Origin of the sequence: Streptosporangium sp. CA-135522 (assembly GCF_050949235.1) — a bacterium.
In the GTDB taxonomy this organism is placed as follows: domain Bacteria; phylum Actinomycetota; class Actinomycetes; order Streptosporangiales; family Streptosporangiaceae; genus Streptosporangium.
Genome location: NZ_CP192026.1, coordinates 7,034,077 through 7,047,091 on the forward strand (window position 1 = coordinate 7,034,077; position 13,015 = coordinate 7,047,091).

General features: G+C 70.6%; 11 protein-coding genes and 1 pseudogene. 8 read left to right on the forward strand and 4 right to left on the reverse strand.

Annotated elements, in window-relative coordinates; translation table 11 throughout:
- Positions 1-64 precede the first annotated feature (64 nt).
- Together ACQPYK_RS33535 and ACQPYK_RS33540 are read left to right on the forward strand one after the other, a co-directional pair.
- Positions 65-478, forward strand: a complete 414-nt coding sequence (locus ACQPYK_RS33535; protein WP_433239916.1) for a RidA family protein — start codon at positions 65-67, stop codon at positions 476-478.
- A gap of 88 nt (positions 479-566) precedes the next feature.
- Positions 567-1,459: pseudogene (locus ACQPYK_RS33540) on the forward strand (IS982 family transposase).
- A 221-nt stretch (positions 1,460-1,680) separates the two neighbouring features.
- On the opposite strand, the gene ACQPYK_RS33545 reads toward ACQPYK_RS33540, so the two are convergent.
- The 3 genes from ACQPYK_RS33545 to ACQPYK_RS33555 are packed head-to-tail and all read right to left on the reverse strand — an operon-like array spanning position 1,681 to position 4,189.
- Positions 1,681-2,127, reverse strand: coding sequence for a hypothetical protein (locus ACQPYK_RS33545; RefSeq protein WP_433239919.1), 447 nt, complete (start codon positions 2,125-2,127; stop codon positions 1,681-1,683).
- On the reverse strand, positions 2,124-2,699 hold the full coding sequence (locus tag ACQPYK_RS33550; protein WP_433239922.1) for an RNA polymerase sigma factor: 576 nt from the start codon (positions 2,697-2,699) through the stop codon (positions 2,124-2,126). Before ACQPYK_RS33550 ends, ACQPYK_RS33545 begins: the two co-directional genes overlap by 4 nt.
- A gap of 59 nt (positions 2,700-2,758) precedes the next feature.
- A complete protein-coding gene (locus ACQPYK_RS33555; RefSeq protein ID WP_433239925.1) occupies positions 2,759-4,189 on the reverse strand; it encodes a S8/S53 family peptidase in 1,431 nt (476 codons plus the stop codon).
- A gap of 85 nt (positions 4,190-4,274) precedes the next feature.
- On the opposite strand from ACQPYK_RS33555, the gene ACQPYK_RS33560 reads away from it, so the two are divergent.
- Positions 4,275-6,878: a CHAT domain-containing protein gene (locus ACQPYK_RS33560; RefSeq protein WP_433239928.1), complete on the forward strand. Its 2,604-nt coding sequence runs from the start codon at positions 4,275-4,277 to the stop codon at positions 6,876-6,878.
- 20 nt (positions 6,879-6,898) lie between these two features.
- Here ACQPYK_RS33560 and ACQPYK_RS33565 read toward each other — a convergent pair whose 3' ends face one another.
- Positions 6,899-8,698, reverse strand: a complete 1,800-nt coding sequence (locus ACQPYK_RS33565) for a LuxR C-terminal-related transcriptional regulator (protein ID WP_433239931.1) — start codon at positions 8,696-8,698, stop codon at positions 6,899-6,901.
- A gap of 95 nt (positions 8,699-8,793) precedes the next feature.
- Between ACQPYK_RS33565 and absR1 the strand changes: the two genes are divergently transcribed.
- From absR1 to ACQPYK_RS33590, 5 genes are read left to right on the forward strand one after another with little or no spacing between them, the layout of a single operon-like run.
- On the forward strand, positions 8,794-9,879 hold the full coding sequence (absR1, locus tag ACQPYK_RS33570) for a beta-glucuronidase AbsR1 (protein WP_433239934.1): 1,086 nt from the start codon (positions 8,794-8,796) through the stop codon (positions 9,877-9,879).
- A 32-nt stretch (positions 9,880-9,911) separates the two neighbouring features.
- Entirely contained in the window at positions 9,912-10,139 is a 228-nt protein-coding gene (locus tag ACQPYK_RS33575) for a hypothetical protein (protein WP_433239937.1), read from the forward strand.
- Between the two features lie 6 nt (positions 10,140-10,145).
- Positions 10,146-10,967 carry a class I SAM-dependent methyltransferase gene (locus ACQPYK_RS33580; protein ID WP_433239940.1) on the forward strand — a complete coding sequence of 274 codons (822 nt, stop codon included), beginning with the start codon at positions 10,146-10,148 and terminating at the stop codon, positions 10,965-10,967.
- Positions 10,957-12,195: a DUF6895 family protein gene (locus ACQPYK_RS33585; RefSeq protein ID WP_433239943.1), complete on the forward strand. Its 1,239-nt coding sequence runs from the start codon at positions 10,957-10,959 to the stop codon at positions 12,193-12,195. The genes ACQPYK_RS33580 and ACQPYK_RS33585 overlap by 11 nt, the downstream gene beginning before the upstream one ends.
- Positions 12,180-12,959: a TauD/TfdA dioxygenase family protein gene (locus ACQPYK_RS33590; RefSeq protein ID WP_433239946.1), complete on the forward strand. Its 780-nt coding sequence runs from the start codon at positions 12,180-12,182 to the stop codon at positions 12,957-12,959. Before ACQPYK_RS33585 ends, ACQPYK_RS33590 begins: the two co-directional genes overlap by 16 nt.
- Positions 12,960-13,015 lie beyond the last annotated feature (56 nt).

The following is a 13,015-nucleotide window of genomic DNA, read 5'->3' on the forward strand; positions in this document are numbered from 1 at the left end:
AGATATCACGTCATGCCTCTTGGAGTATTGGACATATCACCGCTGGCTGCTTACCTTTCACCGCATGACAGAGCGACGCACGATCTTGAGCGGTTCCACCTTCGAAGAAGAGATCGGGTACGCACGGGCGGTGATCGACGGCGACTGGGTGCACGTGTCCGGGACCACCGGGTTCGACTACACGACCATGACCATCTCCGCCGACGTGATCGAGCAGGCCGAGCAGTGCCTGCGCAACGTCGAATCGGCACTGGCCGAAGCCGGCTGCTCGTTCGCCGACGTCGTCCGGGTCAGATACCTGCTGCCCGACCGTGAGGACTTCCAGCCGTGCTGGCCCACCCTGCGCCGCTGCTTCGGCGACATCCGCCCAGCCGCGACGATGCTCGTGTGCGGTCTCGCCGATCCCCGCATGAAGTTCGAGATCGAGGTGTACGCGCGACGGCCCGCAGAGCCAAGGCCCGTGCCCGCCGCCGACTGACCAACAGCAGGAGCGCTCGCGAGTCGCCTCATGCGCGCTGTTCCATATCCGGCCCCACGAAAGGAGCGAGGGCCTCGATGATCCGTTTGTGACGACAGACCTCGAGACCTTCTTGACCACGCTGTACGTGAAGATCGACGATGAGATCACAGGAACGCGGTGGACGGGCCGGCCTCCCCGGCTCAGCGATTCTGAACTCATCTGCCTGGTGGTGGCCCAGGCCCTGCTGGACTACCACTCGGAGACTCGGTGGCTGCGCTTCGCCCGCAAGCGCCTGGCCGACACGTTCCCCTACCTGCCGCAGCAGTCGGGATATGACAAGCGGCTCCGCTCGGCGCTTCCGCTGGTCAAGCGCATAATCCGAGAGCCGGCCATGGACAGCGACCTCTGGTTCGACAACCACTGGATCACCGGCCCCACTCCCGTGCCCTGCGGGACGTCGCGCCCGGCCGTGCAGCGCTCCAACCTGGCGGGCCGGTCCGCTACGGGTACTGCGCCTCCCATTCCCTCTTCTTCTGGGGCCTGCGCCTGTACCTGGTGTGCACTTCCACCGGAATGCCGATCATGTGGGCGTTGGCCAACCCGAAGTTCGGCGAGCGCGAGGTTCTGGCGGCGATGCTCGATGTCGACGCCAAGCCGGTTGCCGACCGCGACGGCATCCTGCTGATCTCGGACGAGGGCTTCACGTCCGAACCCTTCGAGAAGGCCCTCGTCAAGCAGGGCATCGAGCTGCTGCGTCCCCCGCGCAAGTGGGAGAAGCGGCGGCACGATGAGCCGATGCTGAAGAAGGTCCGCCGGCTCATCGAGTCCGTCAACGACACCCTCAAAGGGCAGCTCGACCTAGAACAACACGGCGGACGGAGCTTCGAGGGCGTCGCCGTACGCGTCGTCCAACGCATCCTCGCGATGGCCGCCGGCATCTGGCACAACAACAAGATCGGCGCACCGATCACGCGCTCACCGGTCGCCTTTGATCACTGATCACATCGGACTCATTCGTCTAGAAGATCACTGGAAATCTTGTGTTCTGGCCTCGTCGGGGATGATGCGGGGCCAGACTTCGTTGGCATGCAGGGCGAGTGGGCCGGGAAGCCGGTCGGGCCGGACGGCTGGGCTCGCCGATCAGGGAAAGGTCGCGTGTCAGGCCGGGGATCAGCCGGCCGGGGTAGGCCGGAGGCGATATGGAGCGGCACACGCCTCGATCACACGGTGAGCCATTCGGTGGCGATCGCGGCCTCACCGGTCCGGCAGTGAAGACTGAGCGGGCCGGGGGTCACGTGATCACAGGTGAAGCGACCGGCGGCGTCGGCCGTGACCGTGGTCGAGCGGCGCCCCAGAACCTCGATCTCCGCGGTCTGGGGCGGGATCAGCTGGCCCACGAGCCGGCCGGCCGTGATCTCCATATCGAGCGTGAGCCCGTGCCCTCGGAACGTGAGCAGCCGCGGCTGGTCCGTCCCGCGAACGGGTGCCGACTGTATCAGGGAATCGAAGACCAGCTCGGCGAGTTCGACGTCGAGCGCGTTCAGCGAGTAGGCCTCGACCGCCGCCTGGAGCAGATTCGCGGGCACCGGGTCGATGATCGCGGCGGCATGGCGGAGCTCGTCCTCGATCGCGGCATCGAGGGCGTCGTGGATCGCGTCGTCGTTCATCGGACCTCCCTCTCAGCCAGGCGGGCGCGCAGCCGCCGCAGACAGCGCCCCCTGATCGGGCCGATGCTCCCGACGGCGATGCCCAGCGCGGCCGACACCTCCTGGTAGCTGGGCGGCGGCGACGCTATCAGCACGCGCAGCAGCCGCCTGCAGTTCTCACCGAGCTCCTGGAACGCCTGCCAGACCTGCCGGACCCGCTCGGCCTCAGCCGCCGCCTCCTCCGAGTCGATCACCGCCTGCTCCGGCGTCTGATCGTCGTCGGCCCGGTCAAGGGTCTCCGGATCGTCGGTGGGCGCGAGGCGACGCGCCGCTTTGATCACCTTCAGGCACTCGTGCCGGGCCGTACTGGCCAGCCAGGATCCCACCTTGTCGGGCTCACGGATGCGCCGCAGGTGCTGCGCCAGCCGGAACCAGGTGGTCTGGTAGACCTCGTGCCCGTCGGCGTCCGTCAGCCCGTGCGCGCGGATGACAGACCAGACCAGCGGGCTCAGGCCTTCCACGAGCGCTTTCCACGCCACCTCGTCTCCACCGGCGGCGGACTGGAAGAGTTTGCCGATCGAGTCGCGATCCACGGCGCCGTCCCCTCGTGTCCGGGATGTCATCGTACGCCGTGGATCAACGCGTAGGAGCGTCAGGAACGGGGCAGCTTCACCACCGGGGTGGGGCTCCAGGTGGGTGGCCGGAGCGCGGGTACGCAGGCGCCGCGGACTTCGGCGCGTCCGGTGTTGGCCGCGAAGAGCTCTCTCGCGGCCAGCCGGGGATCGGTCTCCTTGTTCGCCGTCATGTAGCTGGCGATCATGGCGGCCGCCAGAGGGGTGGCGAAAGAGGTGCCGCTCCACTGCGCCAGGCCGTCGAACAGGACCGTCTCCACCGGGGCCGGTGTCGGACTGCGCTCCTCACTGAGCTCACCGACGTGCTCGGGGGACTGGCAGGTGCAGGTGTAGGAGAAGCCGTACCGGCACCGGTCGAAGGTCGAGTGCTGATATTTGTAGGGCACGGGGTCACCCATCCCGGTGAAGGAGCCGGTCAGCCGCTCTCCGGGCGCGTACACCGTGACCCATGGCCCGTAGTTGCTGAAGCAGGCTCCGAACTCGCCGTCACTCCGCAGCGCGCCCACCGACACCACCGCGTCCTCATACTCCGGCAGCGCCGCGTAGGCGGCCGGCCAGAACGGCGAGGCGCTCGCGTTGTTCCCGGCGGCGGCCACCAGCAGCGTCCGGGGCTGCGCGCGCAGTGCCTCCATGAACGGCTCCAGCCCCTTGAGGGTGCGGGGGCACCCGTTCGGAGTCCCGGCGGAGAGGCTGATGATGTCGGGCCATCCCCCGTCAACCGCTTCGAACAGCTTCTTCCCGAGCTCGTGTTCACGGATGGCGCCGGCGTTGCGGAGCGTGTTCCGGACTCTGATCGTCGTGTTGGGTGCCACCGCGGCGATCAGCCCGGCGATGAACGTGCCATGGCCGACGTACTGCCTGAGAACGCCTTTCTGATCGATCTCCACCTCCCTCAGGTCGCCCCTGACGCGCTCTTCCCATCCGTAAGTCTCGTAGTCGTGCACGAGCCCGGTGTCGACCACCAGAACGGACACCGCGCCGTCCTCGGAGTAGGCCCCCTGGACCACCCCCGGATTGGGCGGCAGCATGGGCGGCACCGGCACCGGCTCGTCACCCGGACAGCAGTTCACGGCGATCGACACCATGTGGTTGCGGCTCACCAGCCGGCGCCCCGCCCGGTGCTCCAGATCGCGCAGGGCGCGCAGGGCGTCCGATACGTTCCGGTCGCTCCACCCGTCGCCCTCGGCCGGGTCTCCGACCTGGATCCGGGAGACGCCGCTCCGGTCGTCCTCGGACTCGATCCGGCGCACCAGTTGCTCCCTGCCGGGGATCTCCCGGAACCTGTCGATGACGGCGTCGACGACGAGGCGGGCATCCTCCCCGTCGCGAGCCAGGACGTAGCCCTTCTCGTAGAGGAACTCGGGGGCGTCGTCCGGACCGGCGGCGAGGGGGATGTCCGGCATCGCCCTCTGGATCTGATCGAACTGTTCCCGGAATCTGTCAGGTGCCATGTCACGGTCCTTCTCAGTGGACAGGTCATCAGCAAGAGCCCTCCGATCTCTGGCTGATACAGCCCCTCACACCTAACATCGATTCGTGACTGGGGGAAGCCCGCCGATCCTCGACCTGCTCCCCCTCGTCTTCGCGCGTCCGGAGGACGCGCTGTCGAGAGCGCGGGCCGTGCTGGCGGCCGAGCCCACGGCCCACGACGCCTCTGTCGCCCAGCAGGTCCTCGGAATCTGGGAGCGGGACTTCGGCGATCTGCACACCGCGCTCGGCCATCTGCGGCGGGCCCGCGACCTCGCGGCCCGCTCCGGCTCCTCTGACCGGGAGGCCGATGTGCTCGCGACCCTCGGCGCGGCCCTCGTGCACGCGGGAAGGACACAACGCGGGGTGGAAGCGCTGAACCGGGCGGTCACGAGGGGAACCGGCACCACTCTCGCCCGCGTGCTGTTCAGACGCGGCTACGTCTGGTGGGTCCTCGGACGCCACCGGGAGGCGCTGGACGATCTCAGGCGTGCCGTCCCCGTCCTGCGGCAGGCCGGCGACGTGATCTGGACGGCCCGCGCGCTCACCCTTCGCGCCACGGTCCACCTGGCGATGGGCTCGGCCGAGCGGGCCGAGACCGACTTCGGCGGCGCGGAGCGTCTGTGGGCCACCACCGACCAGGAGCACGACAAGGCCGACGCCGTCGAGAGCCGGGGCCTGGCCGCCTTCCGCTCCGGGGACATCCCCGCGGCGTTGCGCCTGCTCGACGAGGCCGCCCGGCGTTACGCGGCGCTCGGCACGCCGATGTTCATGCTGAACATCCGGCGCTGCGAGGTCCTCATGGCGGTAGGGCTCGCGCGCGAGGCACTCGACGAGGCCGACGCTGCGACGGACATGCTGGAGAGCATCGGCGGGCAGAGCACCCGCAAGGCCGAACTCCTCCTCGCCGCCGCACGGGCGGCGAACGCGGCGGGTGACGCGGAGACGGCGGTCGCGCGGGCGACGGCGGCCACCCGCCTGTTCTCCAGCCAACGCCGGGAATGGTGGGGGGCGCACGCCCGGCTGGTGCTCGTCGAAGCCCGCCTCGCCGGGGGGCGGCTCTCGCGGCGGCTGGTGGGGGAAGCCGCCGCGGTGGCGGCACGGCTATCAGAGCTGGGTTCTCCGAGCGCCGTCGAAGCATCGCTGCTCGCGGGCCGTGCGGCTCTCGCCCTCGGATGGGCGACCGACGCCGAGCGCCACCTGGTCGCCGCCGCACGCGGGCGCTTCAGGGGGCCGGCGTTCGCCCGGGCCGGAGGATGGGTGGCGCAGGCGCTCCGGGCCGAGACCGCGGGGTCCACCAGGAAAGTGCTGGACGCCTGCCGACGCGGCCTGGATCTGCTCGACGAGCACCAGATGACGCTGGGCGCCTCCGAGCTGCGGGCGCGGGCGACCGCCCAGGGGGCGGAGCTGGCCGCGCTGGCCCAGCGGGCAAGCCTGCGGTCGGGCTCCCCGCGGCGGCTGCTGGTCTGGAGCGAGCGGTGGCGGGCCACCGTGCTGGCCGCTCCTCCCACGCGCCCGCCCGCGGATCCCGTGCTGCTGAGGGACATCACCGCCTTCCGGGAGATCACCAGCCGGGCGGAGGCCGCACGGTCGGCGGGCGCGCCGGTCCCCGCGCTGGAACGCGAGCGGCGCCGCCTCGAACGGGAGATCCGTGCCAGGACGCTCCACATCCGCGGCCAAGAGAGGAGCGACAACCGCCGCCTCGACGTGCGGCGGCTGTTGGACCTGCTCGGGAACGGACGGCTGGTGGAGATCGTGGCGGTCGACGGCGACCTGCATGTCCTGCTCTGCGGCGGCGGGCGGGTACGCCGGTTTCCGGCAGGGCGGCTCGCCGACGCGGTGACCGAGGCCGATCACGTGCGCGCCGGGCTCCGGCGGCTCGCTCATCCGGAAGCCACCGACCGGCTCGCCATCCTCGAAGCCGGTGGCCGCCGTCTCGAAGAGATCCTGCTGGGCCCGGCCGTGCGGCAGCTGGGAACGGGCCCGGTCGTGGTGGTCCCGCCGGGCAGGCTGCACGGCGTGCCGTGGGCGCTCCTGCCCGCGCTGCGGGAACGCGCGTTCAGCGTGTCCCCGTCTGCGAGTAGCTGGCTTCGCGCCCGCGAGATCGAACCACCCCTGGGGGGCCGGTTCGTGCTCGTCCGCGGCCCAGGCCTGGCGACGGGCGGCGCGGAGGTGCCCCGGCTCGCAGGCCAGTACGGCAAGGCGACCGTGCTGGAGAACGGCGCGGCGTCGGTGCCCGCCGTACTGGAGGCGATCGACGGCGGCCTTCTCGCCCATATCGCCGCGCACGGGACCTTCCGCGCAGACAACCCGATGTTCTCCTCGCTCCGTATGGACGACGGCCCGCTCACCGTGCACGACTTCGAGCGCCTGCGCAGAAGCCCCCATCAGATCATCCTGTCGAGCTGTGACTCCGGCCGTCTGGCCTCGGTCGGGGCGGACGAACTGCTCGGCCTCGCCACGGCGCTGCTGCCGCTGGGCACCGCGGGGATCGTGGCGAGCTGTGTCCCCGTCAACGACGAGGCCGTGGTGCCGCTGATGTTGGCTCTCCACGAGAGGATGCGGGCCGGCCGGACGATGGCCGGGGCCCTTCTCGACGCACGGCGGACGATGCCGCACGACGCCGCCCACCAGGCGACCGGGTGGGCCTTTTCCGCGATCGGAGCGGCCTAGGGGTCTGTTTTGCCGGGATACTAAAATAGGCTCCTCAGTCCGGCCCGGTCACCGCTGCCCAGACGGCTGTAGGCGCCGTACAGGTGGTTGGCCACGGTGCGGATGGACAGCGTGAGCTGCTCGGCGATCTGCCGGTTGCTCAGGCCCCCGGCGGCCAGGCTCACGATCTGCCGTTGCCGGGGGGTGAGCTCTCCCAGTGTGACGTCGACCAGGGCCGGGGTGCGTGCCCCCTGACAGCGTCTGGCCAGAGCCGAGGCCCTGTTCCGCGACACGCGAGCGGCCCGGTGGTCGCGGTGGGTCACGGCCGCCTGCGCGGACGCCTCGGCCGCGTGGAGCAGCAGGCCGCGCTGTTCGAGCCGCCCCGCCACCCGGTCCAGGGCCGCCCCGTCACGCGAGATCAGCGCGATGGCGTGGTCCGCCAGCAATGAGGCGATGCCGCCGGGCCGCTGTCCCAGCCGGTCCGCGACCAGGCCGGGAGCGCCCAGCCGTACGGCGTCGTGCAGGGCGAACACACAGCTTCCAGTGAGGTATCGGAGCGCCCCGTCGATGTCTCCCTCCGCCGCGAGCAGCCACGTGCGGGCCGGCACGGGCCCACCGCCGGAAAGAGCATGCCGCGCCGTCTGCAGGTCACCGAGATAGACGGCGGCGTGGGCGAGTTCGGCCAGGCAGGCGGGGTGATCATCACAACGGCGCAGTCCTTCGCGGCTCCAGGAAAGGGCCTCGCGGATCTCGCCCCGCAGCCTGGCGAACCGGGCGCGGCGGGCGCAGAACTCCGGCATCGCGGGCTCGTCCCAGCCGGCGTCCTCCTCGACCAGCCACTCGCCGACTCCGCCGGAGATCTCCCGCAGGTCACCGGCGTTGACGCGTTCCAGCAGGTCCTCGCATTCGGTGGCCAACGCCGCGGCGCAGTCCCGGCCGGCGCGGCGGAGCCTCCCGGCCCGCAGCCGCCCGGCCCTGGCACGCAGCACCGGGCCGTGCAGGGGGTGGGCGAGGCGGACCGCCGACCGGTCGTCGACGGTGACGAGCCTCTTGGCTTCCAGGCTTTCGAGCACGGCCCCCGGCAGGGCCGCGGCCTCCATCGGCTCGCCGAAGGCGAGCAACTCCATCGCCTCTCTCTCCCCTGCGCCGACGTCGCCGATGGCAGCCGCCGCCAGCTCCCCGACCCGTGAGGTGATCGGCATCGGACCGCGCCAGATCCACGGGCCGGTGCCCCCACTCAACCGCCCGGTCGAGTGGAGGGCGATGACCACCTCGCGTAGCAGCCACAGGTCGCCCTGGCACGCCCGGTGCAACCGGCGGGCGGTCAGGGCGTCCACCCGGCCGCTCAGCACCACCTCCAGGAGCCGGGCCGTCGCCTCCGGCGGAAGGGGGTCCAGGACCAGGCTTGGCAGGAGGTCACCCACCAGGAGGCGTGACACGGCATCCGGCGCGCCGCCGTCCGGCCGGGTCATGACGAGCAGGCGGGTCCGCCCGTGCACCACCAGATGGTGCACGAGCGCCGCGGAGGCGTCGTCGAGCAGGTGGGCGTCGTCCACGACGAGCACCCGCACCGCCCGCAGCGCCTGCGCCGCCCGGTGGAGGGAGACCGTGTCGGGCAGCAGGTGGGCGAACGCGGCGAGGGGCATCGGCCTCGTCCCCGGCGTCCCGGTGATCATGACATGCTCCATGCCGCGTATGGCCTCCGCGGCGAGGCGAGTCTTGCCGCTTCCGGACGACCCGGTCACCACGATTCCCCGGTGACCCGCGGAAAGGCTCTGCCGTACGAGATCGAGTTCTTCGCTCCGGCCGACGAACGGCCAGGGGCGCCGGAGATTTTCCATGACAGTGGGAGCCGGGCTACTCACATCTGATACAGGGGCGGTTGAGCAGGTCCCGGCTCAGGCGCCCGCCGGGTGGCCGCCCGCAGTCTGCTTCTATGAACATTCGCTACTGCGCGATCCCTCCGCAGCCCCCGCCGCCGCTTCCGGCGGGTCTTGAAGCCGACCGGCTCAACGCGATCATCGCCACGCGCTTCACGTGGCTGAACGGCACGGTCCTGCACTACTACTTCTTCGACCGGGAGAGCGACGGGTCCGTCATCACGATCCCGGAGGACGGCACCGAGCGCTGGGTGTCCTGGGTCGGCGGCAAGGATCAGCAGGACGTCGTCCGCGAGAGCTTCCAGGCGTGGAAAGACCTGGGCATCGGCCTGGAGTTCGCCGAGGTGACCGATCGGGTCGAGGCCGAGCTGCGGATCGGCTTCCAGCGTGGCGGCGGATCGTACTCCAAGGTGGGACGCAGCGCGCTCGCGGTCGGGACCGACCAGCGCACCATGAACTTCGGGTGGGACCTCACGCCCCCGGACCAGCGGTCCACCGCCCTGCACGAGATCGGCCACGCCCTCGGAATGGTCCACGAGCACCAGAGCCCGTTCGCGGGCATCGTCTGGGACGAGGAGGCGGTCTACGCGGATCTGGCCGGCCCGCCGAACTTCTGGCCCCCGGAGAAGACCTTCCACAACATCATCCGCAAGCATGACCCCAGCGAGGTGAACGGCTCGGCCTGGGACCCGCAGTCCATCATGGAGTACCCCTTCAATCCGGGTCTCATCCTGGAGCCGGAGAAGTACCGGGCAGGGCTCTTCCCGCCGGGAACGATCTCCGAGGCCGACGCCGTGTTCGCCCGCCGCTGGTATCCGTCCCCCAAAGACGCCGAGCCACTCCGGCTCGTCCCCTTCCGCTCGGTCCCGCTCGGCCTGAAGGCGGGGGCCCAGGCCGACTTCGTGATCGCGCCTGAGGCGACCCGCGACTACACCGTCGCCACGTTCGGCGAGAGCGACACGGTGCTCGTGCTGTTCGAGGAGATCGACGGAGAGCCGCGCTACCTGACCGGCGAGGACGACGGCGGGCGGCCGGACAACGCGTTCCTGACGGCCCATCTGGTCAAAGGACGCCACTACATCGTCCGTGTGCGCCTGCACTCCTCATGGGGGCCGGGCCAGACGGCGGTCATGTGCTGGTGACCACCGGCACTGTGGACAAGAAAGGAAACCCAATGCGCAACAAGAACGTCAAAAGCATCGCGGACGCCCTGCAAGAGGCCGGCATCGTGAACTTCGGCGGGACGATCCAGGACCTGCTCACGGTCGTCGGGGCGGCCGAGCTCGACCCGGAGAACCCGACCGAGAGCGGCGCCCTCGTCTGGGACGGCTACCTGCTCATCTACAAGGGCGAGGCGACCGGGCTGGAGGAGCTGCGGCGGCTCTCAGGTCCGAAGGAGTAGGTCGCCGTGCGCTCCGTCGTCGTCGACTCGCCCGCTGTCGTCATCCGGACGCTCCTCGACCTGATCGAGGTCGACCGGCCGACCCAGTTCGTGGACTTCGGCTGCGGCCGGGGCGAGGTGCTGCTGAGCGTCGCACGAAAGTTCCCGGACCTTCCGTGCGTCGGCGTCGACATCGACGCGCACGCCCTTGAGTACGCACGCGTGCGGGCATCGGCCGGGAACGTCACCCTCATCGAGGGTGACGTTCTCGACCATGCCGGCATGGCCGAAGACCTCGCCTACCTGTATCTGGGCGGGGCCCTGAACCAGCGCCTCGGTCACGCCCTCCTCGCGCTCGGACGGTGCCGTTCCATCCTCGCCGTGCGGTATCCGATCGCGGGGGCCGTGGCCGCGGCCCGTATCCCCACGGCCGATTCGACCATCTTCGCCTACGCGCCGGAGTCGTCCCGCGGACTGGTCGAGTGGGACGCGCCGGCGACGCATGTCCAGGTCCCCGACAGGGCCGCGTACCTGCTGACCAGGGCGGTGCGGGTCACCGCGGAGGGCACGCTCACGCTGCGCTGCCGCGCTCTGGCCGGGGCATTCCTGCGTTCCTACGAGTTCGGGCTGCATCCGGCCCGGCCGGGCGTGCCCGTCATGTGCGACATGCTCCTCGGGTCCCGGGGCGTGCTGGAGGTGTCGGTCCTCCTGGACGGGGCCGTGCTGACCCCGTCGCACCTCGTCGTCGTCACCGAGGGGCCTCCCGCCGAACGGACCGTCGACGAGCCCGCGGAACTGGAACGCCTCATCACCGGTAGGACCTCTGGAAGGACTCGTCGTGACACATGAGCTCGAAGACCGCCTCGTCGCCACCCTCAGGTGGGGCACCGGCACCATCCGAACCGCGGACCCCGCACGGCCGCCCTGGAAGCACGGTGACACCGCCGTCGTCCAGCCGTTCGACAAGATGCTGGCCGAGGCGGCCCTGCTGGCGCTGCTCGCCCGGCGCGCCATCGGTGCCCATCCCGCGATCACCGAACTCGTCGACACGATCGCGGACTGCCACGAGTCCCTCGACCGCATGTACGAGATCGTGCGCTGGCGCCCCTACCTGTGGACGTCGGCCGGAGCCGTCTGGGTCTTCCTCGACCGGCTGTCCGCCGGGGACACGGTGAAGCGGGAGCGGCTGCGCGCGTTGTGGGACGCCCCGGTCGTGGAGCCCCGGGAACGCGTGCCGTACCGGCTGCTGGACCAGGCGTGGACCCGGATGATCGCGCAGGAGCGGACCGACCCTCGCCTCACCTCGACGGGTCTGCGGTCGTCCACCTCCCTGTGGAACCTCGACGGCGCGCTGCTCATGGGCAGGAACGACCTCTATGCGATCACTCACGCGGCCATGTACCTCACCGACTTCGGGAACGCCGGCCGGGTGCCGACCGCCCCGGGCTGGATCGGCGCGCTCGCCGCGGCACGGCTGCTACTGGGCGACTTCGACCTGGCCGGGGAGCTGGCCGTCGCCGACGTGCTCACCTGTGAACCGCCGGGAGCCGGGACCCTGACCGCGGCCGCGACGCTGAGCACGGTCTTCGATCAGCTCGGGTTCGTGCCCGCTCCGACGTTCCGCTCGCGGGAGCACGACGCCTCGGAGGACCCGTCCGGATATCTCTTCTTCCACAGCTACCACAGCACCTTCGTCTACGGCCTGCTCTGCACGGTCCTGATCACATCGGGCGCGCGCGAGGGGACGCTCGCCCGCCTCATGTCGCAGGCCCCCGCCACGACGTTCCCAGGCGAGTGGCACGGCGGACGCGCCGGGATCACCGAACTGGGCAGGCAGGTGGTACACACCTGTGAGGTGTGGGAGGAGATCGTGGCGGCGCGCGGAGGCGACCTGGACCTTCTCCGTACCGTGATCGACGCCTATCTCCTCGACGCCGCCTCCCGCCAGGACACCGCCGGCGTTCTCTCGCTCCTGGGCATGCGCGACGTGGCCGGATCCAGCGTCGTCGACCAGGCGGCGCGGCGGCTCCTGTCCATCCGCGCGCGGCTCGGAGGAGTCTCATGGACCTTCGCGTGAAACCGATGACCCCGGCCTGCGGGGCCGAGGTCTTCGGTGCCGACCTGGCGGGGCCGCCTGCCGCCGTCGCCCGGAGCCTGCGCCCCCTGCTGCTGCGCCACGGAGTCCTCGTCTTCCACGAGCAGGCCACACTCACCCCGGAGGCCCAGATCGCGCTGGCGCGATGCTTCGGCCACGTCACGGCCCTGCCCTCCGGGCTGCCCGGGCACCCCGAGATCGCGCGTATCGATCACGGAGTGGACGCGCCGCCCACGGAGAACGTCTGGCACAGCGACATGAGCTTCCTCAGCCATCCCCCGATGGGCGCCTTGCTGCGGGCGGTGGTCCTCCCGCCGGTCGGTGGCGACACGCTGTTCGCCGATATGAGGACGGCGTGGCGGCGGCTGCCGGACAGACTCAAAGAGATCGTCCGGGAGCTCTCCGCCGAGCATGACATCGCCAAGTGCGCGCCCGCCGGAGATCGCGGCCGTTTCGCTGGGTTTCCTCCTGTCGTTCACCCCCTGATGCGAACGCATCCCGAAACCGGGGAGGAGATCCTGTTCGCCAACCCCGCCTACACCACACGGGTGGTCGGCGTTCCGGAAGCCGAAGGCGCCGCCCTGCTCAACCGGCTGTTCCGGATGGCGTCCGTTCCGGAGATCCAGTGCCGAGTGCGGTGGGCGGAGCGGACCGTGGTCCTGTGGGACAACCGCTCTCTCCAACACTACGCGGTGGCCGACTACCTGCCCGCGCGACGGATCATGGACCGGGTCTCGATAGCGTGACACCTCGGCGCGGTGGGCATGACACAGCTCCTCGCCCAGCCCCGGCGCTCGCTCGC